The organism is Histophilus somni (genome assembly GCF_014202395.1).
GTDB classification, from domain to species: domain Bacteria; phylum Pseudomonadota; class Gammaproteobacteria; order Enterobacterales; family Pasteurellaceae; genus Histophilus; species Histophilus somni.
This window is the reverse complement of sequence record NZ_JACHGQ010000002.1, coordinates 74,342-99,631: the sequence shown is the minus strand read 5'-3', so window position 1 is coordinate 99,631 and position 25,290 is coordinate 74,342. Positions and strand designations below refer to the sequence as shown.

At 36.4% G+C, this 25,290-nt stretch carries 30 protein-coding genes; 14 read left to right on the top strand and 16 right to left on the bottom strand.

Annotated elements, in window-relative coordinates; all coding sequences use genetic code 11:
- Positions 1–57: 57 nt before the first annotated feature.
- The 6 genes from hemW to HNR69_RS01645 all read right to left on the bottom strand — a co-directional run bounded on the left by hemW (position 58) and on the right by HNR69_RS01645 (position 4,774).
- A complete protein-coding gene (hemW, locus tag HNR69_RS01670) occupies positions 58–1,236 on the bottom strand; it encodes a radical SAM family heme chaperone HemW (protein WP_075293544.1) in 1,179 nt (392 codons plus the stop codon).
- Positions 1,236–1,832, bottom strand: coding sequence for an RdgB/HAM1 family non-canonical purine NTP pyrophosphatase (gene rdgB / locus HNR69_RS01665; protein WP_075293543.1), 597 nt, complete (start codon positions 1,830–1,832; stop codon positions 1,236–1,238). Before rdgB ends, hemW begins: the two co-directional genes overlap by 1 nt.
- A gap of 189 nt (positions 1,833–2,021) precedes the next feature.
- Positions 2,022–2,357 carry a ComEA family DNA-binding protein gene (locus tag HNR69_RS01660; protein ID WP_012341067.1) on the bottom strand — a complete coding sequence of 112 codons (336 nt, stop codon included), beginning with the start codon at positions 2,355–2,357 and terminating at the stop codon, positions 2,022–2,024.
- 229 nt (positions 2,358–2,586) lie between these two features.
- Positions 2,587–2,976: a RidA family protein gene (locus HNR69_RS01655; protein ID WP_075293542.1), complete on the bottom strand. Its 390-nt coding sequence runs from the start codon at positions 2,974–2,976 to the stop codon at positions 2,587–2,589.
- A 60-nt stretch (positions 2,977–3,036) separates the two neighbouring features.
- Positions 3,037–3,618 (bottom strand): aminotransferase class IV family protein, encoded by a 582-nt coding sequence (locus tag HNR69_RS01650; RefSeq protein ID WP_075293541.1) that lies wholly within the window; start codon positions 3,616–3,618, stop codon positions 3,037–3,039.
- A gap of 148 nt (positions 3,619–3,766) precedes the next feature.
- Positions 3,767–4,774 carry an aminodeoxychorismate synthase component I gene (locus HNR69_RS01645; protein WP_075293540.1) on the bottom strand — a complete coding sequence of 336 codons (1,008 nt, stop codon included), beginning with the start codon at positions 4,772–4,774 and terminating at the stop codon, positions 3,767–3,769.
- Positions 4,775–4,830: 56 nt separating this feature from the next.
- Between HNR69_RS01645 and HNR69_RS01640 the strand changes: the two genes are divergently transcribed.
- Complete coding sequence (locus tag HNR69_RS01640; RefSeq protein WP_075293539.1) at positions 4,831–5,400, top strand: anthranilate synthase component II; 570 nt, start codon at positions 4,831–4,833, stop codon at positions 5,398–5,400.
- Between the two features lie 152 nt (positions 5,401–5,552).
- Positions 5,553–6,032, top strand: coding sequence for a Dps family protein (locus tag HNR69_RS01635; protein ID WP_011608283.1), 480 nt, complete (start codon positions 5,553–5,555; stop codon positions 6,030–6,032).
- A gap of 99 nt (positions 6,033–6,131) precedes the next feature.
- Here HNR69_RS01635 and mnmE read toward each other — a convergent pair whose 3' ends face one another.
- The 5 genes from mnmE to rpmH all read right to left on the bottom strand — a co-directional run bounded on the left by mnmE (position 6,132) and on the right by rpmH (position 9,933).
- A complete protein-coding gene (mnmE, locus tag HNR69_RS01630; RefSeq protein ID WP_075293538.1) occupies positions 6,132–7,490 on the bottom strand; it encodes a tRNA uridine-5-carboxymethylaminomethyl(34) synthesis GTPase MnmE in 1,359 nt (452 codons plus the stop codon).
- 85 nt (positions 7,491–7,575) lie between these two features.
- Positions 7,576–9,201: a membrane protein insertase YidC gene (yidC, locus tag HNR69_RS01625; RefSeq protein WP_075293537.1), complete on the bottom strand. Its 1,626-nt coding sequence runs from the start codon at positions 9,199–9,201 to the stop codon at positions 7,576–7,578.
- Positions 9,201–9,461, bottom strand: coding sequence for a membrane protein insertion efficiency factor YidD (gene yidD, locus HNR69_RS01620; RefSeq protein WP_011608286.1), 261 nt, complete (start codon positions 9,459–9,461; stop codon positions 9,201–9,203). Before yidD ends, yidC begins: the two co-directional genes overlap by 1 nt.
- A complete protein-coding gene (gene rnpA, locus HNR69_RS01615) occupies positions 9,425–9,784 on the bottom strand; it encodes a ribonuclease P protein component (protein ID WP_011608287.1) in 360 nt (119 codons plus the stop codon). Before rnpA ends, yidD begins: the two co-directional genes overlap by 37 nt.
- 14 nt (positions 9,785–9,798) lie before the next feature.
- On the bottom strand, positions 9,799–9,933 hold the full coding sequence (gene rpmH, locus HNR69_RS01610) for a 50S ribosomal protein L34 (protein WP_007241546.1): 135 nt from the start codon (positions 9,931–9,933) through the stop codon (positions 9,799–9,801).
- Between the two features lie 342 nt (positions 9,934–10,275).
- Between rpmH and dnaA the strand changes: the two genes are divergently transcribed.
- From dnaA to recF, 3 genes are read left to right on the top strand one after another with little or no spacing between them, the layout of a single operon-like run.
- Entirely contained in the window at positions 10,276–11,634 is a 1,359-nt protein-coding gene (gene dnaA / locus HNR69_RS01605) for a chromosomal replication initiator protein DnaA (RefSeq protein WP_011608288.1), read from the top strand.
- An 11-nt stretch (positions 11,635–11,645) separates the two neighbouring features.
- Positions 11,646–12,746 (top strand): DNA polymerase III subunit beta, encoded by a 1,101-nt coding sequence (gene dnaN / locus HNR69_RS01600; protein ID WP_075293536.1) that lies wholly within the window; start codon positions 11,646–11,648, stop codon positions 12,744–12,746.
- A gap of 3 nt (positions 12,747–12,749) precedes the next feature.
- Positions 12,750–13,826: a DNA replication/repair protein RecF gene (gene recF / locus HNR69_RS01595; RefSeq protein WP_075293535.1), complete on the top strand. Its 1,077-nt coding sequence runs from the start codon at positions 12,750–12,752 to the stop codon at positions 13,824–13,826.
- Between the two features lie 56 nt (positions 13,827–13,882).
- On the opposite strand, the gene crp is transcribed toward recF, so the two are convergent.
- The 5 genes from crp to coaBC are packed head-to-tail and all read right to left on the bottom strand — an operon-like array spanning position 13,883 to position 17,136.
- Positions 13,883–14,527, bottom strand: coding sequence for a cAMP-activated global transcriptional regulator CRP (gene crp / locus HNR69_RS01590; protein WP_011608291.1), 645 nt, complete (start codon positions 14,525–14,527; stop codon positions 13,883–13,885).
- A gap of 12 nt (positions 14,528–14,539) precedes the next feature.
- Entirely contained in the window at positions 14,540–14,764 is a 225-nt protein-coding gene (locus HNR69_RS01585; RefSeq protein WP_012341336.1) for a YheU family protein, read from the bottom strand.
- A 34-nt stretch (positions 14,765–14,798) separates the two neighbouring features.
- Positions 14,799–15,458, bottom strand: coding sequence for a nucleoid occlusion factor SlmA (gene slmA, locus HNR69_RS01580; RefSeq protein ID WP_011608293.1), 660 nt, complete (start codon positions 15,456–15,458; stop codon positions 14,799–14,801).
- Complete coding sequence (dut, locus tag HNR69_RS01575; RefSeq protein WP_011608294.1) at positions 15,458–15,913, bottom strand: dUTP diphosphatase; 456 nt, start codon at positions 15,911–15,913, stop codon at positions 15,458–15,460. The genes slmA and dut overlap by 1 nt, the downstream gene beginning before the upstream one ends.
- Positions 15,910–17,136, bottom strand: coding sequence for a bifunctional phosphopantothenoylcysteine decarboxylase/phosphopantothenate--cysteine ligase CoaBC (gene coaBC, locus HNR69_RS01570; RefSeq protein ID WP_075293534.1), 1,227 nt, complete (start codon positions 17,134–17,136; stop codon positions 15,910–15,912). Before coaBC ends, dut begins: the two co-directional genes overlap by 4 nt.
- A gap of 172 nt (positions 17,137–17,308) precedes the next feature.
- Between coaBC and radC the strand changes: the two genes are divergently transcribed.
- From radC to rnr, 9 genes are all read left to right on the top strand, one after another.
- Positions 17,309–17,977, top strand: coding sequence for a RadC family protein (gene radC / locus HNR69_RS01565; RefSeq protein WP_011608296.1), 669 nt, complete (start codon positions 17,309–17,311; stop codon positions 17,975–17,977).
- 220 nt (positions 17,978–18,197) lie between these two features.
- The gene (rpmB, locus tag HNR69_RS01560; RefSeq protein WP_011608297.1) at positions 18,198–18,434 is read left to right on the top strand and encodes a 50S ribosomal protein L28; all 237 of its coding nucleotides are present in this window, start codon (positions 18,198–18,200) and stop codon (positions 18,432–18,434) included.
- An 11-nt stretch (positions 18,435–18,445) separates the two neighbouring features.
- The gene (gene rpmG, locus HNR69_RS01555) at positions 18,446–18,616 is read left to right on the top strand and encodes a 50S ribosomal protein L33 (protein WP_005542835.1); all 171 of its coding nucleotides are present in this window, start codon (positions 18,446–18,448) and stop codon (positions 18,614–18,616) included.
- A 105-nt stretch (positions 18,617–18,721) separates the two neighbouring features.
- Complete coding sequence (gene mutM / locus HNR69_RS01550; RefSeq protein ID WP_075293533.1) at positions 18,722–19,534, top strand: bifunctional DNA-formamidopyrimidine glycosylase/DNA-(apurinic or apyrimidinic site) lyase; 813 nt, start codon at positions 18,722–18,724, stop codon at positions 19,532–19,534.
- 91 nt (positions 19,535–19,625) lie between these two features.
- Positions 19,626–21,302, top strand: a complete 1,677-nt coding sequence (gene ilvG, locus HNR69_RS01545) for an acetolactate synthase 2 catalytic subunit (RefSeq protein WP_012340456.1) — start codon at positions 19,626–19,628, stop codon at positions 21,300–21,302.
- A gap of 3 nt (positions 21,303–21,305) precedes the next feature.
- Entirely contained in the window at positions 21,306–21,524 is a 219-nt protein-coding gene (gene ilvM, locus HNR69_RS01540; protein ID WP_011608300.1) for an acetolactate synthase 2 small subunit, read from the top strand.
- A 65-nt stretch (positions 21,525–21,589) separates the two neighbouring features.
- Positions 21,590–22,252 carry an MOSC domain-containing protein gene (locus HNR69_RS01535; RefSeq protein ID WP_075293532.1) on the top strand — a complete coding sequence of 221 codons (663 nt, stop codon included), beginning with the start codon at positions 21,590–21,592 and terminating at the stop codon, positions 22,250–22,252.
- A gap of 116 nt (positions 22,253–22,368) precedes the next feature.
- Entirely contained in the window at positions 22,369–22,872 is a 504-nt protein-coding gene (locus HNR69_RS01530) for a chorismate--pyruvate lyase family protein (protein WP_011608302.1), read from the top strand.
- Positions 22,873–22,875: 3 nt separating this feature from the next.
- Positions 22,876–25,290, top strand: coding sequence for a ribonuclease R (gene rnr / locus HNR69_RS01525; RefSeq protein WP_087437230.1), 2,415 nt, complete (start codon positions 22,876–22,878; stop codon positions 25,288–25,290).

Genomic DNA, 25,290 nt, shown 5'->3' with positions numbered 1-25,290 from the left:
CAAAGCAAATGTTTTTATAAGTTCACTACTTTAAAACTATTCACTTAAATACACAAGCTAATCAGGCAAAAACTCCGTTAATAATTCATTAAGGAAAAGTTTTCCTTGTTCAGTGATTTGCCAAGTGCGGTTCGTTTCTGATAAATAGTTCTTCTCTAACGCCCAATCAATTTGTTTTTGTACCGCACTTTGTGCTAATCCGGTTAACAGTTCAAATTGTTGTTTTTCCATAGGTTCCAATAAACGAAAGCGATTCATAAAAAACTCAAATGGACGTTCTGAAAAAGGGATATTTTTTTCCTCATATAGATATTCACCACGCATATAGCCTTTAGGGTGTTTCGTTTTAGAAAAACGTAAAATTTGTCCATCAGCAAAACTCAATTTACCATGTGCTCCACACCCAATAGCTAAATAATCACCAAATCTCCAATAATTCAAATTGTGTTGACATTGAAAATCAACTTTTGCATAAGCAGAGGTTTCATATTGTTGGTAACCTGCTTTGGATAACAATTGATGACCCTGCTCAAAAATATCCCAAAGTTCATCTTCATCGGGTAATTTCGGCGGACGATATGCAAACATTGTATTAGGCTCAATTGTGAGTTGATACCAAGATAAATGAGGCGGTCTTAAAGCAATAGCTTGCTGTAAATCGTCCAGTGCTTGCACCAAAGATTGATTGGGTAATCCGTGCATTAAATCCAAGTTAAAACTGTTTAATCCGGAATGTTGAGCAAAACGCACCGCACTTTTTGCTTCAACTGCATTATGGGCACGCCCCAGTCTCTGTAATTTTTCATTATTAAAACTTTGAATCCCTATAGAAATTCGATTCACTCCGGCTTGTGCATATCCGACAAACCGATCGCTTTCAGCTGTTACAGGATTTGACTCAAGCGTAATTTCAATATTATCCTCAAAAGGAATAAGTTGTTTAATTTGATTCAATAAATAATCAATACTTTGTACAGAAAATAGGCTAGGAGTTCCGCCTCCAATGAAAATAGAATGCAATTTTCGGTCGGCTATTGAGGCATGATAACGTACCAAATCTTGCTTTAAGTCACTAAGCAAATGGGTAACATATTCAGTTTCCGGAATAGGCCCCTTTTGTGCATGGGAGTTGAAATCACAATAAGGGCATTTTTGTACACACCAAGGGATATGTATATATAAACTTAATGGAGGTAGCTGAATGGGAAATAGTTTAACAAGGGAGAATTGTGTCATTATTTCAACCGCTCTTTTAATACTGCGAGAGCTTTGGCTCGATGTGAAATTTTCTTTTTCTCCGATGTTTCCAGTTCAGCAAAAGTACAACCTGTTTCAGGATAGAAAAATAAGCTGTCATAAGCAAAGCCATTTGAACCGCTTTCAGAAAAAGCAATTATTCCATGACATTCACCTTCAGCAATAATTGGCGATGGATCCGTGTCATGTTGCAGCATGACAATACAACTCACAAATTTGGCATGACGCTCATTAACGGGCACATTAGCCAGTTCCGCTAATAACTTCTCTCTATTTTTCTGCTCCGCATCTTTGCCCTCAACTCCGGCATAGCGAGCGGAATATAATCCTGGTGCACCGTTTAGTACAGGAACAACCAATCCACTGTCATCAGCAATCGCAGGTAAGCCTGACATTTTTGCTGCATAACGTGCTTTTAGAAGTGCATTTTCTACAAAAGTCAAACCCGTTTCTTCCGGACTGTCAATACCTAAATCTTTTTGTGCAACAACATCAAAACCAAATTCAGATAATACATCTGCCATTTCTTTTACTTTCCCAGGATTAGCTGTTGCTAGTACAATTTTTTGTTTCATTACCGTTCCTTTTTCAATGAATAACCAGTTTGCTATTTTAAGCACTTCGCAGGTATTTTTTAAGATGCTGTTTTAAGATAAGTCCCCTGAATGATAAAATATTTTTGCTTCCTACAGAAATATCCCCTCAACATTGTTAAAAATTGAGGGGATATTGATTTATATTGTCAAAAGTTATTTGGCATGTGTCTAGAAAATGATGCGATCTCTATTTTTTTCTAGTGTTGCTTTGCCAATCCCCTTGACTTCAAGTAACTGTTCAGCCGCGGTAAATTTACCAAATTTTTCACGATATTGAACAATTGCCTCGGCTTTTTTGCTTCCAATTCCTATTAAAGCGTGTTTAATTTCTTCCGCTGTTGCAGTATTGATGTTCAATTTATCGCTAATAATGACCGGTTCAACTTGTTGTGTTGCTTGGGCTGAACTAGGTGGTTGAGTTGGTGTTTCTGCAAATGCATTAAAAGCCCCCAAAGCAACACTTAACATCAATAATGATTTGAAAAATGAGGTTATTTTTTTCATTTTGTCTTCCTTACAGTAAATGATAACCAAAGTTTAAAAAATTGAACTGTTGAATTGATTCAACAACAGACATTTTGCATGGAGGCGAAAAACTTACGAGAAAATCACTGCACTTTTACGATCAGGATCGCAAAAATAACAAAAGGGGGGAGTAAAAAGAGAATTTTTAATGAAAAAACGAGTATTTGCTGGAAAACTGATACTCGTTCTTCCTTAGTTAGATTAGAAATTATTGACGTACTGCGATAGCTTCAATTTCAATACCGACATCTTTTGGTAAGCGAGCTACTTCAACACAAGAACGTGCTGGGAAAGTTGGGTGATTATTTTCCACAAAGAAACGCTCATATTCTGCATTTACGGTTGCAAATTGATTTAAGTCTTTAACAAAAACAGTTGTTTTAACAATATCTGCTACGGTCAATCCTGCCTGTGCAAGAATTGCTTTAATATTTTCCAAAGATTGGCGAGCTTGTGTCGTAATATCCGCCGGAATTTCTCCTGTTGCAGGGTTAACCGGAATCTGACCGGAAGTTAAAACTAAATTACCTAAATCCACAGCTTGGACATAGGGGCCAATTGCTGCCGGTGCTTTTTTTGTGTGAATAATTTTTGTCATTTTTTCTCCTTAATTCAACGATATTTTCACGCTAACCATTGTACGCTTTTAAAAATAAACTTAAAGCCCATTCATGGCGTTTATCAAGCGAATTTCTTCATATTGTGCCAGATCCTCGAAAAAAATTTCTCTTGCAATAATTTTCTTTTGCTCAAGTAATTTTGCTCGTTGTGTACCTTCTAATAACGGTTTATCGGGAGTTATCCATTGATTATTTTGGCGAAAAATCAAGTTTCCAATAGAGCAATCCGTTACTTTGCCTTGACGAATAATCATAATTTCATCACATTCTTCTTTTTGTTTTAAGAGGTTGTTTAACAATGTTCGATCTGAAAATTTCAAACTGTAATCAATATGATCACAGAAAACAGGTTTAAAAGTTCGATAAACTTTTTGTTGATAAGGAAAGCATTGAAGAACGTAATCATGATGGTTGTAATCAATACGGCAACGTATTAAGCCTTCTCGGTGGGTGAAAAGTGTGGTATGTTTAGCAATAATTTTTGCTAAATCAAATGGTTGTAATTTCATTTTGGGATAAAACTTCAGCAGGCTTTTTTCATAACGTTGCTGATGATAGGAAATATTTTTAGCTTGACCTTGTTCAATTAAGATCGTTTCAAATAAAGGAAATTGCCACATTTTCTGTTAATAATTATCAAATATTCATATCTGCATCAAAAATTATTTCTCTACTTAAATCTTGAGATAAAGAAATAAAAGCTAGCTACTTAGTTTTCCTCACTATTGGATAAACCGCTGTTTAGGCTCTAAATAGTCCTTAATTCGCTTATTTTATGAGGGGTAAATATACTTTAGCACACAGCTCGTTGTATTCATCTTCTATATCACTTTGAATTGTAATGCCACCTCCGCTACGAAAATAATAGCCATCGCTCCGTTTCTCAATAAAGCGAATAGCGACCGCACTTTGTAAGGTTTCTCCATCAAAAATACCAAAAACACCGGTGTAGTAACCTCTCTTTTGCTGCTCCGCTTGTTGAATAATTTCCACCGTTTTTTCTTTTGGTGCACCGCTAATAGAACCCGCCGGTAATAGTGCGGCTAAAATATGTCCAATATTATGTCGCCAATTTTCCTCTAACTCACCACAAATTTCGGAACTTGTTTGCAAAATTGCACCTCGTTCAGTATGAATTTTTTCAACATAGCGAAAACGTTTAACTTCAATATTTTTAGCTACAATAGCTAAATCATTACGCATTAAATCCACAATGGTATAGTGTTCACGCAACTCTTTTTGTGAATTTAGTAATTGTTGCTCAGCATTTTCTAACGTTGCATTTATCGTGCCCTTCATTGGATAGGTGTAAATTTTATTTTCATAAATTTGAATAAACGGCTCAGGCGAAAAACAAATAAATTCATTTTTAAACAATAACTTATAACTTGCTTTTGTTTGTTGAAATAACTGTATCAAACTATAATTTGTTTCAATTTTGCTCGGATAAGTAAGATTTAACAAATAAGAGTTACCTTTTTGTAACTCGCTCTTAACCAGCTCAAATCCCTGCTGATAATCTTTAAATTTCATAGGATTAAATGAAAAATGACAATCTTTTGCGGAAAATTCAAAATGCCAATCTACATTACTTTTTATTCCTTGCGGTTGTAAAATAGTAAAAAAGATATTTTCTTTTGCTGCTTGTTCAATGGGTAAAATAATTGGTTTTTGCTGTTCAAAATCAATCAAAAAGAAAAAAGGTAATTTATTTTGCCCAAAATAATTCGCTTGTTGGGCAAAATCACGAAATTGACTTGAGTTATTCAATGACATAGTGATGAAAAATTTAGTAATATACGTAATTTGCTGATTTTAGCTTAAGATGAAACATGAACACAAATTTATTAGTCATTAATAATCATGACTCTTTTACTTATAACTTAGTGGATCTCATTCGCCGTTTAGGTACGCCTTTTAAAGTTGTGAATGTAGAGGATTTATCTTTGGTGGAAATAGAAAATTTTTCTCACCTGTTAATTTCTCCGGGACCTGATGTTCCTCATGCATATCCCCAACTTTTTGATTTACTGGAAAAATATCATCAATCTAAATCTATTTTGGGTGTTTGCTTAGGACATCAAACTTTATGTGAATTTTTCGGCGGAAAATTGTATAATTTGCAGAATGTACGTCATGGACAAGCTAAACAGCTAAAAGTGCGGTCTAATTCGAGACTATTTAGAAACTTACCCTTAACATTTCAAATTGGACTTTATCATTCTTGGGCTGTAAGTCCTGAAAACTTTCCGGAAGATCTTGAAATTACTGCGATTTGTGATGATGAAGTAATCATGGCGATGCAACATAAAACCTTGCCCATTTACGGCGTACAATTTCATCCCGAGTCTTATATTTCGGCGTTTGGTAAGCAAATCATACAAAATTGGCTAAGCAATTGATAATTATCATAAATTCATAATAACTATTAAAAATAAAAAAATGATAGAAATTTCCTATGAATTTTATCAATAATATCCATTTTGTTAGTAAGGAATTATTATTTATCATATAATCAGTAAAGACATCAATAAACATAAATAGGAGAAAGCTTATGACAACAACTATCGGTTTAGATCGCAATAGTTCAAAACAATTAGCAACAGAATTAAATAATTTATTAGCAAGTTATCAAATATTCTACATGAATGTACGTGGCTATCATTGGAATATTAAAGGTGTAAATTTCTTTGAATTACACGCAAAATTTGAAGAGATTTATGATGATTTAGTAGTGAAAGTAGATGAAATTGCAGAACGTATTTTAACTTTAGGTTATACCCCAAGTAATGCGTTTAGTGAATATTTGACACAATCGCAAATTCAAGAGCATATTAATGTAACTAACGCACAGGACTGTTTAAACGGTACCCTACAAGGGTTTAAAACATTGTTAAAACAACAACGTAGTATCCTTGCGATTGCATCAGATGCCAATGATGAAGGTACCGCTTCGCAAATGAGTGATTATATTAAAGAGCATGAGAAATTAATTTGGATGTTCAGTGCGGCTTGTGAAAGTTGTCATGCTTAATTTGTGTAATATCACATCATTTTAAATCTAAAAGTTAAAATAAAACCTCTAGCTGTGCCTAGAGGTTTTTTCGTTTATATGAAAAGCTAAATATTGTGTTTATTTGCCGATACAGAAAGAGCTAAAAATATTGCCTAATAAATCATCGGAAGTAAATTGTCCTGTAATTTCACTTAGATGATGTTGCACTATACGCAGTTCTTCAGCGAGTAATTCACCTGCATAAAATTCTGTCAACTGAATCAATCCGGCTTGTAAATGAATGTCGGCTTGTTCTAAGGCCTCTAAATGACGACGACGGGCTAAAAATCCCCCCTCAGTGCAGACTTGATAGCCCATGGACTGTTTTAAATGCTGACGCAACAAATCAACACCTTTTTGTGTTTTTGCCGACAATGAAATAACAGTTAAACCGTTTTGTTCATCTAAAACTTCTGCTTCACCACTTAAATCAGCTTTGTTTCTTACTATGGTTAAAGGAATATGTGGCGGTAATTTTGCCATAAATTCAGACCGCACTAAATCCAGTTCAACTTGATTTTCCGTGCTATCCAAGATTAACAAAATACGATCAGCCTGTTCAATTTCATCCCAAGCACGACGAATACCAATTTTTTCGACCTCATCGGTTGCATCACGTAACCCTGCCGTATCAATAATATGTAAAGGCATTCCGTCAATATGAATATGCTCACGCAAAACATCTCGAGTTGTTCCAGCAATATCCGTAACAATTGCCGCCTCACGCCCTGCTAGTGTGTTTAATAAACTGGATTTTCCGGCATTTGGGCGACCGGCAATGACTACTTTCATTCCTTCACGTAAAATAGCCCCTTGTTTTGCCTCATTTTTTACTTTAGCTAACTTGGCTATTATTTCACGTAAATGCGTTTCAATTTTACCGTCTGCAAGAAAGTCAATTTCTTCGTCAGGGAAATCAATTGCCGCTTCAACATAAGTGCGTAAATAAATAACTGAGTCAACTAATTCATTGATTTTATTTGAAAACTCACCTTGCAATGATTTTAATGCAGAACGTGCTGCTTGCTCCGAACTCGCCTCAATTAAATCAGCAATTGCTTCTGCTTGAGCTAAATCTAATTTATCATTAAGAAACGCCTGTTCAGAAAATTCCCCCGGTCGTGCCAAACGAATACCGTCAATTTGCAAAATACGTTTTAATAAAAGATCCATGACGATTTGTCCGCCATGTCCTTGTAACTCAAGGACATCTTCTCCGGTAAAAGAATTGGGAGCTTTAAAATAAAGTGCTATCCCTTGATCCAATACACTACCATCAGAATCTTTAAAAGGAAGATAATTTGCCATCCTAGGTGTTAAGGTTTTACCGAGTACTTGTTCAGCAACCTGCTGAGCTAAAGGTCCTGATACACGTAAAATCCCAACTCCGCCACGTCCAATAGGCGTTGCTTGAGCTACAATAGTATCTCTACTCATAATTTGTTCCCAAAAGTGCGGTCAAAAATCGTATAGAATTATAACAAAAAAGGCATCATCTAAGATGCCTTTCTTTTATTTAGGATTATTTTTTTACTCTGGTATGTAAGCCTTTTTTCTCCAAGCCACGATAAATTAACCATTGTTGTGCAATAGTAATAAGGTTAGAGGCTAACCAATATAATACTAAGCCTGCGGGGAAGAATAAGAAGAACACCATGAAAATTAATGGCATAAACGTCATCACCTTTTGTTGCATCGGATCGGCAACAGGTGTTGGTGATATTTTTTGCAATAGGAACATTGAGGCACCCATTAGGATCGGTAAGATAAAATACGGATCCTGTGCGGATAAATCTTGTACCCAACCAAAGAATGGGGCATGACGTAATTCAACGGCTTCCATAAATGTCCAATACAAAGCAATGAAAATTGGCATTTGTAGAAGAATTGGTAAGCAACCGCCAAGAGGATTGACTTTCTCTTCTTTGTAAAGTTTCATCATTTCTTGGCTCATACGTTGGCGATCTTCACCAAAACGCTCACGCATTTCTTGCAATTTAGGTTGTAACATACGCATTTTTGCCATCGACGTATATTGTGCTTTGGTTAACGGGTATAGAATTGCTTTTACTACTAAAGTGACACCAATAATTGCCAGCCCCCAGTTTTGTACAAGAGATTGGATTAGGGTTAGCAATTTAAATAGAGGTTTCGCAATAAACCAAGCCCAACCATAATCAACGGTTAAATCCAAATGATTAGCCACATCAGCCATTTGATCTTGTAATTTCGGACCAGTCCATAATTGAGTATGAATAGTTTCAGTTGCACCGTTTTCTATTACAATCGGAGCAGATCGATAACCAATAGAACCCAAGTGTTTCTTAGTATTTGTCAGCGTGTACAAGGTATTATTAGCATCCTGATTAGGAATCCAAGCGGAGACGAAATAATGTTGCAATAAGGCAACCCAACCGGCTTTGGTATGAATATCTAAATCTGCTTTTTCCATGTCTTCAAAACTATATTTTTTATAGTTGGTTTCTGACGATGAATAAGCACCGCCGGTATAAGTCGGCATTGCCATGCTACCTGAACTTTCAACTAGCGTATGAGTTAATTGTGCATAAGGAACTACTTCAATCGGTTTTTGGCTTTGGTTGGTAATTTCAAAATTGACCTCTAATGCGTAAGACCCGGGTTTTAATACAAAGACTTTACGATAGATCACACCATCTTTCTCAAAGACCAAAGGCACTTTTAATTCCTGTTGACCTTCTGCTAACTTAAATACATCACCTTCAACTTGGTAATTTGCACGACCAGCACGACTATCAATACCATTTTTTCCGACTAAGCCGCTTTGTGCAATATATACTTTATCCGCATTGTTCTGTAATAAGACGAAAGGTGCTGAAGAATGTAATTCTGCATCATAGTTCAATAATTCAGAACCGATCACGTCCCCCCCAAAAGTATTTACCTTTAAACGGAAAACATCATTTTCTAATGTAATAACACGACCTTTAGCCTGTGTATCATTAGCAATATCTGACGTTGCTGTAAGTGCGGTTGAGTTTACTTCAGAAACCTGAGCTTGTTCAGTCATTTCCGGCTTAGGCGTGTTATAGTCTACTTGCCATTGCTGATAAATAAGGAAGGAAATGAAAAGAAGTGCCATAAATAATAGGCTGCGTTTAGAATCCATTATTCGTTCTCTTTGTTGTTATTAATCTTTGGGGGAACAGGATCGTATCCGCCCACATTAAAAGGATGACATTTTAATATACGTTTAACTGTAAGCCAACTACCTTTTACTACACCATGCGTTTTTACTGCTTGAATACCATAACAAGAACAAGTTGGCACAAAACGACAGCGAGGACCAATCAGCGGGCTAATCATCAATTGATAAATCCTAATTGCACCAATTAAGACTTTTGCACCAAACGAATGTGACGTTTCCATAGCTTATCCAAAGTTTGAAATAATTGCTGGTTATCTAAATTACCAATACCTTTCTTTGTTATTATTACAAAATCATAATTAGCCAGCTGTCCTTGTAATAAACGGAAACTTTCACGAGAAATGCGTTTAACACGATTGCGATCATGTGCACGTTTTAAATGCTTCTTCGCAACAGTCAAACCTAACCGAGAATGTTCCAAATTATTTTTTCGAGCAAGAATGGTAATTTCAGGGGTGCTAACCCGCAATGGTTTTTGAAAAACGCATTTGAAATGAGAGGGAGTCAGCAATCGTAACTCCCTGGAAAAGCCTAGCTTAACCACAGCAAAGGGCTGGATTATGCAGATAAACTCTTACGACCTTTAGCACGACGACGAGCTAAAACTTGACGGCCGTTTTTAGTCGCCATACGAGCACGAAAACCGTGTGTACGGTTACGTTTTAATACAGAAGGTTGGAATGTACGTTTCATTATAATCTACCTAAATCTAAATAAAAAATTTGTTATACCATTGCCCTTGTAAAATATCAAAAACAACGCTCATCAAAAATTAAGAATCGGAATTCTAATCTTAAATTCAGCGTTCGTCAAATCAGAATAGTCAAAATCGCAGAATAAAGCTTATTTTTCCAATCAAAAAGCACAAGAGCGGCTCGGATTATACGTTTTTTTACAAAAATCTCAAGCAACCTTTTTCAGTTTTTTTGTTCTTTTAATAAAGATCTTTGAGCCAGTTTATTGTAGAATTACCGTCAATTTACACCGCACTTTTAGATAAAACTTCCAACTATTTAATTTGCAAAGATGGATAAAATGAGTTCAACAGTTTCTACGCTATGGCGAGATTGCTTATTACAATTACAAGATCAAGTATCTTCAAATGACTTTACGACTTGGCTACGACCATTACAGGACGATGTCAGTGAGAGTAACATGATACTTTATGCACCAAATTGTTTCATTAAAGGATGGGTTGAAAATCATTATCTCACTCAAATCACAAAGCTTGCTCAGCAATTGTTGAATAATGATCAATTCATGGTAAAGATACAAGACGGCATAAAACCTACTGAGAAAACAACAACGAATGTTGAGCAAAAGACACAAAATGAAAACTGTCATAATGAAATAACTTCGCAACAAAATTACCGCTCTTATCTCAATAAAAATCATGTCTTTGATAACTTTGTTGAAGGTAAATCCAACCAATTGGCACGAGCAGTTGCCCAGAAAGTGGCTAAAAATCCGGGTGAGCAAAGTGCTAATCCATTGTTTTTGTATGGTGGTACAGGTCTAGGCAAAACGCACCTGTTGCATGCTGTAGGAAACGGCATTTTAGCAAATAATCCTCATGCTCAAGTTGTTTATATGCATGCAGAACGTTTTATGCAATCTTATGTAAAAGCCTTAAAATCCGATAGAATGGACAGTTTTAAGCGATTTTATCGTACTGTTGATGCCTTACTGATTGATGATATTCAATTTTTTGCCGGTAAAGATGGTACGCAAGAAGAATTTTTCCATATATTCAACTCGTTATTTGAGCGTGGTCGCCAAATTATTTTGACTTCTGATCGTTATCCGAAGGAAATTGAGAAAATTGAAGATCGTTTAAAATCTCGTTTCGGTTGGGGAATTAGTGTTGCTATTGAACCTCCCGAATTGGAAACCAGAGTCGCGATTTTGTTGAAGAAAGCGGAAGAAAAAAATATGGTTTTACCCGAAGAGGTCGCCATGTTTATTGGGGGAAAATTACGTACTAATGTGCGAGAATTAGAAGGTGCATTAAACCGTGTTCATGCACATGCGGAATTTACCGGAAAAGCGATTACTATTGATTTTGTACGTGAAACTCTAAAAGACATGTTGGCATTGCAAGATAAATTGGTAACAATTGAAAATATTCAAAAAATTGTGGCTGATTATTATCGGATCAAAATTTCGGATTTAAAATCAAAAAGACGTTCACGTAATATAACCAGACCACGTCAATTAGCTATGGCATTAGCTAAAGAACTAACGAATCGCAGTCTTCCTGAAATTGGTAGGAATTTCGGTGATCGGGATCATACGACCGTTCTGCATGCTTGTAAGGCCATAGCAAAACTCAGAGAAGAAGATAATGGTATCCAAGAAGATTGGTCAAATTTAATCCGCACACTGTCAGTATAAGGGAGCAGACTATGCAATTTATTGTTTCAAGAGAACATCTATTAAAACCATTACAACAAGTTTGTGGTGTATTAAGTAGTCGTCCAAATTTTCCTATATTAAACAATGTATTATTGCAAATTGAGGGGAATGTTTTACGTATTACCGGTACAGATCTCGAAGTAGAACTTTCAACACAAGCACAACTTATTCAAGCATCGCAAGACGGTAGTTATACGATTCCGGCAAAAAAATTCTTAGATATTTGCCGCAGTTTTCCCGATGAAGCGGAAATTACCGTAACTTTTGAAGAAGAACGTGCTTTGGTGAGATCCGGTCGAAGTAAATTTAATTTAACCGCTTTACCTGCAGACGAATATCCTAATTTAGCTGATTGGCAATCAGAGGTGGATTTTTACCTGCCTCAAAGTACATTACGTCGTCTAATTGAAGCAACACAATTCTCTATGGCAAACCAAGATGCTCGTTATTTCCTAAACGGTATGAAGTTTGAAACTGAAGGCAATTTACTACGAACAGTTGCTACTGATGGACATCGACTCGCCGTTTGCACAATTCCGTTAGAGCAGGATTTGCATACACATGCAGTCATTTTGCCTCGCAAAGGAATATTAGAGTTAATGAGATTACTGGAAAACAGCGAACACGCTGCTCACGTTCAAATTGGCACAAATAATTTACGCATTGATTTAGGAAGTATTATTTTTACATCAAAATTAATTGATGGTCGTTTCCCAGACTATCGTAGAGTTCTCCCAAGAAATGCAACTCATATTATGGAAGGTAATTGGGAACTGCTGAAACAAGCTTTTGCTCGTATGGCAATTCTGTCTAGCGATAAAGTTAAAACTGTCCGTTTGCAATTGACCTCAAATCAATTAAAGATTACAGCAACAAATCCGGAACAAGAAGTGGCTGAGGAAATTTTAGATGTCGTATATAATGGGGCAGATATGGAAGTTGGCTTTAATGTGAGTTACATTTTAGATGTACTTAATGCCCTAAAATGCCAACAGGTGCGATTATGTTTTACTGATGCCTCATCAAGTTGTTTATTAGAGGATGCTGATGATGAAAGTGCAGAGTATGTCGTTATGCCGATGCGTCTATAAACAATGGCAATATCACGCTTAATCATCAATCATTTCCGCAACTTAACAGCCATAGATCTGGAATTTGAACGTGGCTTTAACTTTATTATTGGCAACAATGGAAGCGGGAAAACAAGTTTACTGGAAGCTATTTTTTATTTAGGGCATGGACGCTCATTTAAAAGTGCGGTTGCAAATAGAATAATTTCTTATCAGCAACCGCACTTTATTTTACATGGTAAAATTCAAGAGCAACAACATCAATGGTCTGTTGGTTTGCAAAAACAACGTCAAGGTAACACTTTAATGAAAATAAACGGCGAGGACGCAAAAAAAATTTCCGATCTTGCCCATTTATTGCCCATGCAACTCATTACACCTGAAGGATTAACCTTATTAAATGGCGGTCCCAGCTATCGAAGGGCTTATTTAGATTGGGGGTTATTTCATCATAACGCATCATTTTATAATGCTTGGAGTAGCTTAAATCGTTTACTTAAACAACGAAATTCTGCCTTACAACAAGTTTGTTCTTATGAAAAACTCAAAATTTGGGATAGAGAATTAACCAAACTTGCTTATCAAGTGAGCTACTGGCGAGAAGCGTATGCGGAAGCTTTACGCTCGGAAATAGAAAAAACCTGTCAGCTTTTTCTACCTGAACTAGAAATTTCTGTTAGCTTTCATCAAGGCTGGGATAAAAATATGGACTATGCGGATCTGTTACAACAAAATTTTGAGCGAGATCGTGCTTTGGGTTATACCTTTTCCGGACCTCAAAAAGCAGATTTTCGTTTTAAAGCAAACGGATTGCCGGCTGAAGATATTTTATCTCGTGGACAATTAAAATTGTTAATGTGTGCATTACGTTTGGCTCAAGGTGAGCATTTAATGCAACAAAAAAAACGCCACTGTATTTTTCTACTTGACGATTTCGCTTCAGAATTGGATCAATATAAACGCACATTGCTTGCTGAACGCTTACAAAAAAATGGTTCGCAAGTTTTTGTTACTGCAATAACTCAAGAACAATTACAACAGATACAACCAGAAAAGCACCGCACTTTTTACCTTGAAAACGGAAGAATAAAAGATTTTTAAAATAAGCAAAAAACAAAACTGACCAATTGTCAGGCTTCACATAGCGTTATAAAGATTTATCTTGTACCATACACAACAATAGTTTTGCCATGTGCTGAAATTAAATGCTGATCTTCTAACATTTTCAAAATACGCCCAACAGTTTCTCGTGAGCAACCTACCATTTGTCCTATTTCCTGACGAGTAATTTTAATTTGCATACCGTCCGGATGAGTCATTGCATCAGGCATCTTAGCTAAATTTAACAAGGTTTGAGCGATACGACCTGTCACATCTAAAAATGCCAAATTGCTTACCTGCTTTGAAGTATTTTGTAAACGATGAGCTAATTGACCGGCTAAATACATTAAAATTTCTGGATTAACTTGAATTAATTGGCGAAATTTTTTATAAGAAATTTCTGCAATTTCACATGAGCTTTTAGCTTTAACCCAAGCCGAACGAGGCTGTGTTTCATCAAATAAACCAGCTTCGCCAAAAAAATCACCTTGACTTAAATAAGTCAAAATCATTTCTTTACCTTCCTCATCTTTTACCATCACGGCAACAGACCCTCTAATTAAATAATAAAGGGTTTCCGCCTTTTCTCCAGCATGAATGAGGGAGCTTTTTGCTGAGTATTTATGAATGTGACAATGAGATAGGAACCACTCTAACGTCGGATCCATCGATGGTGCTGATTGTCCTTGTTGTTCTAACATAAAATCTCCTAGTCATTTTCCATTTAAAAAATCCATTTTATTTTTAATATCAATGGATTGATGTAACTCAGACCAAACCAGTATCGCTTTCCCCTGACGAATGTTTTTAAATAAATTTTCTCTTTTTTCGGCTAATGAAAGCTCGGTACTACCATAATCCGTACCTTCACGTAAAATAAAGCTATCCACAATATTTAATAAGGTTTGCTCTTCTAATTTTTCCCATGGAATAAGCATTGCAAATTGCTCCAATCTTACCTAAAAATTTCTATTATGCAAATAAACTTTCCAGCAGTTTCCATTGTTGCTCAAAACCTTGATTAGGCAAGTGCCTAAAGTTATTTCTTACGTAACGCATAAACTGTCCTTCGCATAAAGTAACAAGATGGGAAGCAATAATTTTTTCATCAAGATGAAAAGATTTTCCTTCTCTCAATTTACGCATTTGTAGAATATTCACAAACTGTAATTCTAAACGATCAAAAAATCGTGCAACTCGTGCTTGTAACTGACTATCTTCAAACATTAAAGCATGCCCTGTTAAAATTCGGGTTAATCCCGGATTTTTTCGTGCAAAATCAAGAATAGTTTGCAAAATATCTCTCACACGATTCATGGTATTGGTTTCGTTCTTGATAGAGTGATTAATTCGACTAAATAAAGTATTTTCTATATTATCCAATAATGCTTCAAACATTTTGGTTTTACTGGGAAAATAACGGTAAAGTGCGGCTTCAGAAACACCGACTTCCTGTGCCAAGCGAGCTGTCGTCATACGCTCCATTCCTCGTTCTGAATGTAACATATGGGTTAGTACGGTTAATACCTGTTGACGACGTTCTTTTACTGTTCGTTTCTCAATTTTTTGCGTTTTTTGTTTTGAGGCAACAACGATTTCAGCATCGCCAATATCCAATTGCTGTTGTTCCATTATTTTTTGCCTGAATGACCAAAACCACCATTACCACGATCTGTTTGCTGAAATTCTTCTACAATATTGAACTCAGCTTGTACTACAGGTACAAACACTAATTGTGCGATACGATCACCAATTTCGATTTTGAAAGGTTTATCACTTCGATTCCAAAGAGAAACCATGAGTGGACCTTGATAATCTGAATCGATTAAACCAACTAAATTGCCTAATACAATCCCATTTTTATGTCCCAATCCTGAACGAGGCAAAATCACTGCTGCTAAATTAGGATCTGCAATATAAATAGATAAACCTGTTGAAATAAGTTTTGTTTCTCCTGGCTGGACTTCAAATCCCTCGTCAACCAACGCTCGTAAATCCAATCCTGCCGATCCTATGGTTGCATAAGTTGGTAATGGAAACTCAGTTCCAATACGTGGATCTAAAATTTTTACATCAATCTTTTTCATTTACTTTCTTCCAATTTCCATTTATAACGCACAATAATTTTATCAACCAATTGTTTAGCTAAGTCACTTTTATGTTTCAATGCCAACCTCTCTTGCCCATTTTGCCAAAACAGCTGCAATTCGTTTTGCTCTGAATTAAATACTTGCCCACCGGAAACATCATTTGCACAAATCATATCCAAATTTTTACGTTGTAATTTGTCTTTCGCATACTGCTCCACATTTTGTGTTTCAGCCGCAAATCCTACAACAAAAGGACGATTTTCCATTAAATTGGCTACAGTTGCAAGAATGTCTGGATTTTTGACCAACTTTAAGACCATTTCATCATTACCGGGGATTTTCTTAATTTTTTGTTCTGCAATTTGTTCTACACGATAATCAGCTACCGCTGCACAACCAATAAAAATCTGATTTTGTTCCGCACTTTGTATTGCATGTTGATACATTTCTTGTGCCGAAACTACATTAATGCGTTGTACATTATGAGGTGTCGCTAAATTGACAGGTCCACTGATTAAAGTGACTTTTGCACCTCGTTGAGCAAAAGCTTCAGCAATAGCAAACCCCATTTTGCCTGAGCTATGATTACTAATATAGCGTACCGGATCAATGGCTTCTCTTGTTGGACCTGCGGTAATCACAACACTTACATCAAGTAAATCTTGAGTATGTAAAAAGGATTGGCAAAGTGCGGTAAAAATTTCAAAAGGTTCTGACATTCTTCCGATACCTACATCACCACAAGCCTGTTCACCACTATTCGGTCCGATAAACTGCACACCACGAGCCATGAGTTGTGCTAAATTTTGTTGAGTAACAGTTTGTGCATACATTTGTTGGTTCATTGCCGGAGCCAGAAAAATCGGAGAATTCGTTGCTAGACAAATAGTGGATAATAAATCGTTTGCCATACCGACCGCCATGCGTGCAATAAAGTCTGCACTGGCAGGTGCAATTACGATAAGATCCGCCCACTTAGCCAATTCAATATGTCCCATTGCCAATTCAGCTTCATGATCAAGTAAAGATTGTGATACAGCGTTGCCGGAAATTGCTTGTAAAGTTAAAGCTGTTACAAATTCTGTCGCTGCATTTGTTAGCACTACTCGAACTTCTGCTTGTGCTTTACGCAATAAACGAATTAATTCTATGGTTTTATATGCAGCAATACCGCCGGTAATTCCAATGACAATTCGTTTTCCCCGAATAAGATTTTGCATTGTTAGTCCTTAATCACAATCCAAAGTGCGGTCATTTTACTGCAATTTTTCATAAGAAAACATTTAATTTTGCGATTTTGCACGCAAAATAAAAAATACAGTATTTAAAACAGCAACAAATCCCTTCATCTTTATCGTTAAATATTTTTTCCTTTGCTAACAAGAATTTTCTATGACACAACAAAATACAACTTTAATGCCGAGAGAAAAACTACTGAAATATGGAGCTTCATCACTTGATGATAAGGAATTATTAGCGATTTTCTTACGTACAGGTATAAAAAATTGTCCTGTTATGCAACTCTCCGAGTTGGTACTTGCTCATTTTTCTTCTTTAAGAGGATTAATTAATGCAGATCAAAAGCATTTTTGCCAAATGAAAGGATTGGGTATTACTCAATTTGTACAATTACAAGCCTGTACTGAAATGACCAAACGTTATCTCTTACAAGAATTACAGTTTGCACAAGAATTTACCAGCCCTGATACGGTTCGTATGTATTTACAGACTGAATTGGAAAATAAAGATAGAGAAATTTTTATGGTACTGTTTTTGGATAATCAACATCGTTTAATAAAAAAAGAGGAAATGTTTTTAGGTACCATTAACCAGGCAAATGTTTATCCTCGTGAGATTATTAAAACCGCACTATTTTGTAATGCAGCCGCACTTATTCTTGCACATAATCATCCTTCCGGTGTTTCAACGCCAAGCATGGCAGACAGAAAAATGACCGAGAATATAAAACAACTATCAGAATTAATGGAAATCCGTGTTTTAGATCATTTTATCATTGGTAAAGGTAACTATTTCTCCTTTGCAGAACAAGGCTGGATCTAGGATCATTCGATGAATTATTCAATCTATTTGCGTAAATTTTTATCATTTTTTTCAGGGAATTTATCTATTTAGGCTTGAGAATGATAAACAAAGGTCGTATAATTCACGACCTTTAATATAGTGGGTCGGCTATGCGACCTGACGAGGTAGCCTTCAAAATCTTGAATTTTGAAGTGGTCCGAACCCTAAGCTCGAGCTTATATTTTTATTGGAGATTAATATGTCTAGAGTCTGTCAAGTAACAGGCAAGCGTCCAGCAGTTGGTAACAACCGTTCGCACGCAATGAATGCGACTCGTCGTCGTTTTCTTCCTAACTTACACACTCACCGTTTTTGGGTTGAGAGTGAAAAACGTTTCGTAACTTTACGCTTAACAGCGAAAGGTATGCGTATTATTGATAAAAAAGGCATTGATGCAGTGTTGGCTGAAATCCGTGCTCGTGGCGAGAAAATCTAAGGAGCTAAAAAATGGCAGCTAAAGGTGCTCGTGAAAAAATTCGCTTAGTTTCAACAGCTGAAACAGGTCATTTTTATACAACGACTAAAAATAAACGCAATATGCCGGAAAAAATGGAGATCAAAAAATTTGATCCGGTTGTGCGTAAGCATGTTATTTACAAAGAAGCTAAAATCAAATAATTTAGTTTTCACGATAAAAAAGCCCGACATGTTCGGGTTTTTTATTTTTTCAAATTTTACTTTTTGCCATAAGATAGCTGAAAGACTTACTCTTGGAAAAAAAACATGCCTGAATTACCTGAAGTTGAAACAACCTTAAAGGGCGTAAGCCCTTATTTAAAAGGGTTTATAATTGAAAAAATAGTAGTACGTAATCCCAAATTACGCTGGGAAGTAAGTAAAGAACTCAGCACATTTAAACACGTTAAAATTCTTAACTTAACTCGTCGAGCCAAGTATCTCATTATCCACACGGAACAAGGTTACATTATCGGACATTTAGGTATGTCCGGTTCAGTCCGCATTGTGCCGCATGACAATCCTGTCAATAAGCATGATCATTTCGATATTGTTATGAACAACGGCAAGTTACTACGCTATAACGATGCTCGTCGCTTTGGTGCTTGGCTATGGACGAATAACCTTAGTGAATTTCATCTTTTTTTCAAGTTGGGGCCGGAACCTTTATCTGAAACGTTTAATTCTGCTTATTTGTTCAAAAAATCTCGTCAAAAAAGCACCGCACTTAAAACTTTCTTGATGGATAATTCCGTTGTTGTAGGGGTTGGAAATATTTATGCGAATGAAATTTTATTTCTATGTGGACTTCATCCACAAAAGATCGCCAAAACATTGACAAAAAAACAGGCTGAACAACTTGTTTTCACTATTAAACAAGTGCTTAACGAAGCTATTGAACAAGGAGGAACAACCCTAAAAGATTTTTTACAACCTGACGGTCGCCCCGGATATTTTGCTCAAAAACTTTTGGTTTATGGAAATAAGGACAAGCCTTGTCCAAGGTGCGGTACAAAGATAAAAAGTATTATTATTGGGCAAAGAAATAGCTTTTTTTGTCCGCAATGTCAAAAAAAGTGACATTACTTTCTTTGTTTTTTAAAAAAAATATGTTAAACATCAATAATGTCTTTTTATTTTCACAATCAGTAAACGCAAAAAGGAATATGTAATGAATGGAGCAAATTTGGTCGTAGAATGTTTAAAAGCTCACGGCGTAACTTCCTTATTTGGCTATCCCGGTGGGGCGATAATGCCAGTTTATGATGCAATTTATGATTCTGGTTTAGATCATCTACTTTGTCGTAATGAGCAAGGTGCAGCAATGGCTGCTATTGGATATGCAAGATCAACAAATAAAGTCGGTGTTTGTGTTGCGACGTCGGGACCGGGGGCAACAAATTTAATTACCGGTTTAGGTGATGCCTTGATGGATTCAATTCCCATTATTGCAATTACCGGACAAGTTGCCTCAAATTTTATTGGTACAGATGCTTTCCAGGAAGCTGATATTCTTGGGTTGTCACTTGCCTGTACTAAGCACAGTTTTATCGTTCAACATATTGATGAATTACCTGAAATCATTGCGAAAGCTTTCCAAATTGCACAAAGTGGTCGCCCCGGTCCTGTGCTTATTGATCTTCCAAAAGATGTGCAATTTGCACCTACATCCTTAAAACCCATTGTTTATCCCAAAATTGCGGATTCTTTACAAAATTTAGTCGCACTTGAGCAAGCGAAAAATTTACTTTCTCAAGCAAAACGCCCTGTGCTTTATGTAGGTGGCGGTGTTGGAATGGCAAAAAGCTCGGATGGTATGAGTGGCGTAAAAGCTATACGCACTTTTCTTGATATAACAAATATTCCATCAGTATCAACCTTAAAAGGTTTAGGAACAATACCTCCCAAACATCCACTCTATATGGGAATGATTGGAATGCACGGTACAAAAGCGGCAAATTATGCTGTGCAAGAATGTGATTTACTTATTGCTTGTGGGGCAAGGTTTGATGATCGTGTAACGGGAAAATTAGATACGTTTGCACCACATGCTAAAGTTATTCATATTGATATTGATGTTGCTGAAATTAACAAACTCCGTAAAGCAGATGTTGGACTACAAGGGGATTTGGTGGAGGCGGTTACTAACCTTGCCCAACTATTGGATATTGAACCGTGGCGTAAAGATATTGAGCAGTTAAAAGCAAGTTTTGATTTTAATTATATTGAAAATACAGAAGATAAAGAGATAGAGCCCTGTGCATTACTTCACACATTATCCGAACGCAAAGCAAAAAATGCGGTGATTACAACTGATGTAGGGCAACATCAAATGTGGTCGGCACAACATATGAAACATTATGAACCTGAAAATTATATTACATCTGCAGGGTTCGGTTCGATGGGCTTCGGCTTGCCGGCAGCTATCGGTGCGGCAAAAGCTCGTCCCCAAGATCCAGTTATTTTAATTACTGGTGATGGCTCATTGATGATGAATATTCAAGAATTGGGTTCGATCAAGCGTGGAAATTTACCAATCAAAATTTTATTGCTTGATAACCAACGTTTGGGTATGGTGCGACAGTGGCAATCGCTCTTTTTTCATGGTCGCCATAGCCACACTGTTTTAGATGATAATCCTGATTTTGTTACTCTTGCTTCTGCCTTTGGTATTGCAGGTGAACGAATTGAAAAGGCAAGTGAAGTTTCCGATGCTTTGGATCGATTATTAAATGCCAAAGAAGCTTATTTACTACATGTCTGTATCCCAGATGAAGAAAATGTATGGCCACTTGTACCGCCAAATACATGTAACAGTAATATGATTGAAGAAGATATTGGGGTGTAAACAATGAAAACTTACGATTTAACTATTCAAGCAAACAAACGCCCTGAAACTTTAGAGCGTTTGTTAAGAGTTGTCCGCCATCGTGGTTTTGAAGTCATTATTCTACATAGTGAAAGTAAAGGTAATGTTATTGATTTGAGACTTACTGTGCAAAGTGAGCGAGCTATTGAATTATTGATTCACCAATTAGTGAAATTACCGGATGTTATTACATTAAGCTAAAGAGCGGTCTAAATTTGTATAAATTATTATACAAAATAGATGGTTAGTTTAAAGGGAGATAAGTTGTGGAAGGTGCTGTTTTAGCGATTAAATTGGGATTGGTTGAAGAGATTGTTTTTGAAAATGGTTCAAAGATGTCAACGGCAATTCGGAAAAAACCGATGGAACAAGCTATCGTTCATGAATTAGGTGCGGAAGGAAATGATGTTGGACTGAAAGCACATCATGGAGGCATTGATAAAGCACTGTTTTTTATGGCTGAAAGATCTTTTGCTAAATTAACCGCTCTTTTGGGTAAGCATGATAGCTATCAAGGAGAAGCTATCTATGGTGAAAATTTTATTGTTTCTTTTTTTGATGAAGAAAATGTATGTGTCGGCGATCAGTACCAGATCGGAGATGTACAAATTGAAATTTCACAACCTCGCATACCTTGTGAAACGTTGTCAAAAAATGCCAATAATAAAAATACTCGAGCGATTGTTGTAGAAACAGGGCTGACCGGTTGGTATGTGAGAGTCATTAAAAATGGCGTGATCAAAAAAGGGGATAAAATCCGGAGTTTAGTTAACCCTTACCCAAAATTAACCATTAAATATTTAAATTATTTGCTGGCAACGGAAGCGACTGTGGAGCTTAAAACTCAATTAGAACAAGCAATTGAATGTCCTGTTTTGGCGGAGGCTTTTAAGCGTTACTTAAAAATGAAATGGCGAAAAATCAGTTAAATATTTGGTTAAGTGAGATATTAATCGACTTATGTGAAGAATAAAGAACGTGATTAAATATTTACTGATATAATGGCGAAAATTTTTCAGATAATTTTAACAAGCGGTCTCTAATTTTGAATATTTCTTTATTTCGACAAATTCTCTCCTCTACAAAATGGCAGAATGATATTTTTACTTTATCTCCGCAAAAACAAGATTGGCTATTACATCAAGGTTCATTAACTCGAAAATTACAGCAATATTGTCAGCAACTGAAAGTTGAAATTGTGGCGGAAAAATGGGTTTCTGACATGTCTTTTGGATTTACCGGACATCATGAGCCAATTTGGTTGCGTGAAGTGATATTAAAAGGTGATGAGCAAGCTTGGATTTTTGCACAAACTCGTTTGCCACAATCTACGATTGAGAATGTTGCACCTGACATTATCAATGTAGGTTCAACGCCTATTGGCTTATGGCTTTTCCCTCAACAACCAAAAAGAAAAACACTTGAATGGATATACGATACCGCAACAGGATTATATGCTCGTCGTTCAGTATTGCTTTTAAATCAATATCCAATCGAAATTAAAGAATTGTTTTTGCAAGATTTTAAATTTTTTCAATCAAAGGTCTAAAGCATGAGAACCCCGAAAAAGACAAACAAAAAAGCGAAAAAAATCACCGCACTTACAGAAGATCCGTATTTTTTCCAAGAGCAACAGAAATATTCTAATCCAATCCCAAGTCGAGAGTTTATTTTACAAATTATTCGTGATTTTAATGCACCTATGTCGAAAGAAAATCTTTTCAAGACATTGGCTATCGTTGATTCTGAACAAAAAGAGGGAATGCGTCGCCGTTTGCGTGCAATGGAAAATGAAGGGCAATTGGTCTTTACTAAAAGAAAGTGTTATGCCTTGCCTGAAAAATTGGATTTATTAAAGGGGTCAGTGATTGGTCATCGTGAAGGCTATGGTTTTTTACAAATCGAAGGAAGCAAGTCAGATTGGTTTATTCCAAATATTCAAATGCAAAAAGTTATCCATGGTGATTTTGTATTGGCACAACCTAATGGCTATGACCGTAAAGGACGTTCAGAGGTGCGTATTGTTCGAGTGTTAGAAAGTCGCAATAAACATATTGTTGGGCGTTTTTTCATGGAGGAGGGGATTGGTTATGTCGTGCCGGATGATAGCCGTATTAATCGTGACATTCTGATTCCGAATGAGTTTCGCAACGGAGCGAGAATGGGACAGGTAGTTGTGGTTGAACTTAAACCTCGTACAGCAACATTTACGCAGTTGGTTGGAAAAATTGTAGAAATTCTTGGGGAGAATATGGCAAAGGGAATGGAAACTGAAATTGCTATTCGCAATCATGATATTCCTCATATTTTTCCAAGTGCGGTAGAAAAACAAGTAAGAAAATATACGGATAGTGTGCCGGAGGAAGCAAAACAAGGACGAAGAGATTTAAGAACCTTACCATTGGTAACCATTGATGGTGAAGATGCACGAGATTTTGATGATGCGGTTTTTTGTCAAAGAAGTGGTGATGGCGGGTGGACATTATGGGTTGCCATTGCCGACGTGAGCTATTACGTACGTTTGCGTACTGCATTAGATAACGAAGCATATCAGCGTGGCAATTCGGTTTACTTTCCTAACCGAGTTGTACCAATGTTGCCGGAGATTTTATCGAATGGATTATGTTCGCTTAATCCACAGGTTGATCGTTTGTGTATGGTATGTGAGATACGAATTTCGCCACAGGGAAAAATGACTGATTACAGTTTTTATGAAGCGGTCATGAACTCATATGCAAGATTAACTTACACTAAAGTTGCACAAATTTTGGCAGGTGATGAATTATTACAACAACGCTATCATGTTTTAGTACCGCACTTACAAGAATTGCACCAAATGTATCAGGCTCTGCTGCAAGCTCGTTATCAGCGTGGAGCCATTGATTTTGAAACTATTGAAACTAAGTTTGTCTTCAATGAAATGGGACGTATTGAATGTATTGAACCTGTGGAGCGTAACGATGCCCATAAAATCATTGAAGAATGTATGATTTTAGCAAATATTGCAGCAGCTAATTTTATGGAACGTCATCAAGAACCCGCTTTATTCCGTATTCATGCCGGACCAAGTCAAGAAAAACTCAGTGCATTTCGTGCTTTTCTACGTGAATGTGGCTTAACGTTAAAAGGTGGTATAAACCCCACAACCGCAGATTACGCACAGTTGTTAGCCCAAGTTCGTGAACGTCCGGATCATGAATTAATTCAAACTATGCTACTTCGTTCACTTAGCCAAGCTGTTTATCACCCTGATAATATTGGACATTTTGGTTTAGCACTAACGGAATATGCACATTTTACCTCGCCTATTCGCCGTTATCCTGATTTAACGTTACATCGTAGTATCAAATATTTATTAGCAAAACAGCAAGGTTCTAAAAGAAAAACAACCGATACCGGCGGTTATCATTATTCCCTAGAAGAAATGGATCTTCTCGGTGATCATTGTTCTTTAACCGAACGCCGAGCTGATGATGCAACAAGAGAAGTGGCAGATTGGCTAAAATGCGAATATATGCAAGATCATGTTGGAGATGAATTTGACGGTATTATTTCTTCTGTAACCGGTTTTGGGTTGTTTGTTCGTTTAGATGATTTATTTATTGATGGGCTAGTTCATATTTCAACCTTAGATAATGATTATTATCAATTTGACTCAATAAAACAACGTTTAATTGGGGAAAATTCCGGTACGACCTATCGTCTCGGTGATAAAGTTAAAATCCGTGTTGAGGCAGTCAGTTTAGCTCAACGCCAAGTGGATTTTGTTTTATTATCGAGTCAGCGTAAACCTAGACGTTCCGGCAAAACGGCGAATAAGCGAGCGAAACAAAAAAGCTTCCAAGAAAAGAACCGCACTTCTAAGATCGAGCGACATAAAAGTGCGGTGAAAAAAACGAAAAACTTATCAAAAAAACAACAAAGTCCGGCAAGTAAAACAAGAAAACAGAAAAAACAGAAAGGATAA

Bases quoted from the DNA above. Each gene is read 5' to 3' on its own strand.
- hemW (WP_075293544.1), bottom strand. From the start codon at position 1,236: ATGACACAATTCTCCCTTGTTAAACTATTTCCCATTCAGCTACCTCCA.
- rdgB (WP_075293543.1), bottom strand. From the start codon at position 1,832: ATGAAACAAAAAATTGTACTAGCAACAGCTAATCCTGGGAAAGTAAAA.
- HNR69_RS01660 (WP_012341067.1), bottom strand. From the start codon at position 2,357: ATGAAAAAAATAACCTCATTTTTCAAATCATTATTGATGTTAAGTGTT.
- HNR69_RS01655 (WP_075293542.1), bottom strand. From the start codon at position 2,976: ATGACAAAAATTATTCACACAAAAAAAGCACCGGCAGCAATTGGCCCC.
- HNR69_RS01650 (WP_075293541.1), bottom strand. From the start codon at position 3,618: ATGTGGCAATTTCCTTTATTTGAAACGATCTTAATTGAACAAGGTCAA.
- HNR69_RS01645 (WP_075293540.1), bottom strand. From the start codon at position 4,774: ATGTCATTGAATAACTCAAGTCAATTTCGTGATTTTGCCCAACAAGCG.
- HNR69_RS01640 (WP_075293539.1), top strand. From the start codon at position 4,831: ATGAACACAAATTTATTAGTCATTAATAATCATGACTCTTTTACTTAT.
- HNR69_RS01635 (WP_011608283.1), top strand. From the start codon at position 5,553: ATGACAACAACTATCGGTTTAGATCGCAATAGTTCAAAACAATTAGCA.
- mnmE (WP_075293538.1), bottom strand. From the start codon at position 7,490: ATGAGTAGAGATACTATTGTAGCTCAAGCAACGCCTATTGGACGTGGC.
- yidC (WP_075293537.1), bottom strand. From the start codon at position 9,201: ATGGATTCTAAACGCAGCCTATTATTTATGGCACTTCTTTTCATTTCC.
- yidD (WP_011608286.1), bottom strand. From the start codon at position 9,461: ATGGAAACGTCACATTCGTTTGGTGCAAAAGTCTTAATTGGTGCAATT.
- rpmH (WP_007241546.1), bottom strand. From the start codon at position 9,933: ATGAAACGTACATTCCAACCTTCTGTATTAAAACGTAACCGTACACAC.
- dnaA (WP_011608288.1), top strand. From the start codon at position 10,276: ATGAGTTCAACAGTTTCTACGCTATGGCGAGATTGCTTATTACAATTA.
- dnaN (WP_075293536.1), top strand. From the start codon at position 11,646: ATGCAATTTATTGTTTCAAGAGAACATCTATTAAAACCATTACAACAA.
- recF (WP_075293535.1), top strand. From the start codon at position 12,750: ATGGCAATATCACGCTTAATCATCAATCATTTCCGCAACTTAACAGCC.
- crp (WP_011608291.1), bottom strand. From the start codon at position 14,527: ATGTTAGAACAACAAGGACAATCAGCACCATCGATGGATCCGACGTTA.
- HNR69_RS01585 (WP_012341336.1), bottom strand. From the start codon at position 14,764: ATGCTTATTCCATGGGAAAAATTAGAAGAGCAAACCTTATTAAATATT.
- slmA (WP_011608293.1), bottom strand. From the start codon at position 15,458: ATGGAACAACAGCAATTGGATATTGGCGATGCTGAAATCGTTGTTGCC.
- dut (WP_011608294.1), bottom strand. From the start codon at position 15,913: ATGAAAAAGATTGATGTAAAAATTTTAGATCCACGTATTGGAACTGAG.
- coaBC (WP_075293534.1), bottom strand. From the start codon at position 17,136: ATGCAAAATCTTATTCGGGGAAAACGAATTGTCATTGGAATTACCGGC.
- radC (WP_011608296.1), top strand. From the start codon at position 17,309: ATGACACAACAAAATACAACTTTAATGCCGAGAGAAAAACTACTGAAA.
- rpmB (WP_011608297.1), top strand. From the start codon at position 18,198: ATGTCTAGAGTCTGTCAAGTAACAGGCAAGCGTCCAGCAGTTGGTAAC.
- rpmG (WP_005542835.1), top strand. From the start codon at position 18,446: ATGGCAGCTAAAGGTGCTCGTGAAAAAATTCGCTTAGTTTCAACAGCT.
- mutM (WP_075293533.1), top strand. From the start codon at position 18,722: ATGCCTGAATTACCTGAAGTTGAAACAACCTTAAAGGGCGTAAGCCCT.
- ilvG (WP_012340456.1), top strand. From the start codon at position 19,626: ATGAATGGAGCAAATTTGGTCGTAGAATGTTTAAAAGCTCACGGCGTA.
- ilvM (WP_011608300.1), top strand. From the start codon at position 21,306: ATGAAAACTTACGATTTAACTATTCAAGCAAACAAACGCCCTGAAACT.
- rnr (WP_087437230.1), top strand. From the start codon at position 22,876: ATGAGAACCCCGAAAAAGACAAACAAAAAAGCGAAAAAAATCACCGCA.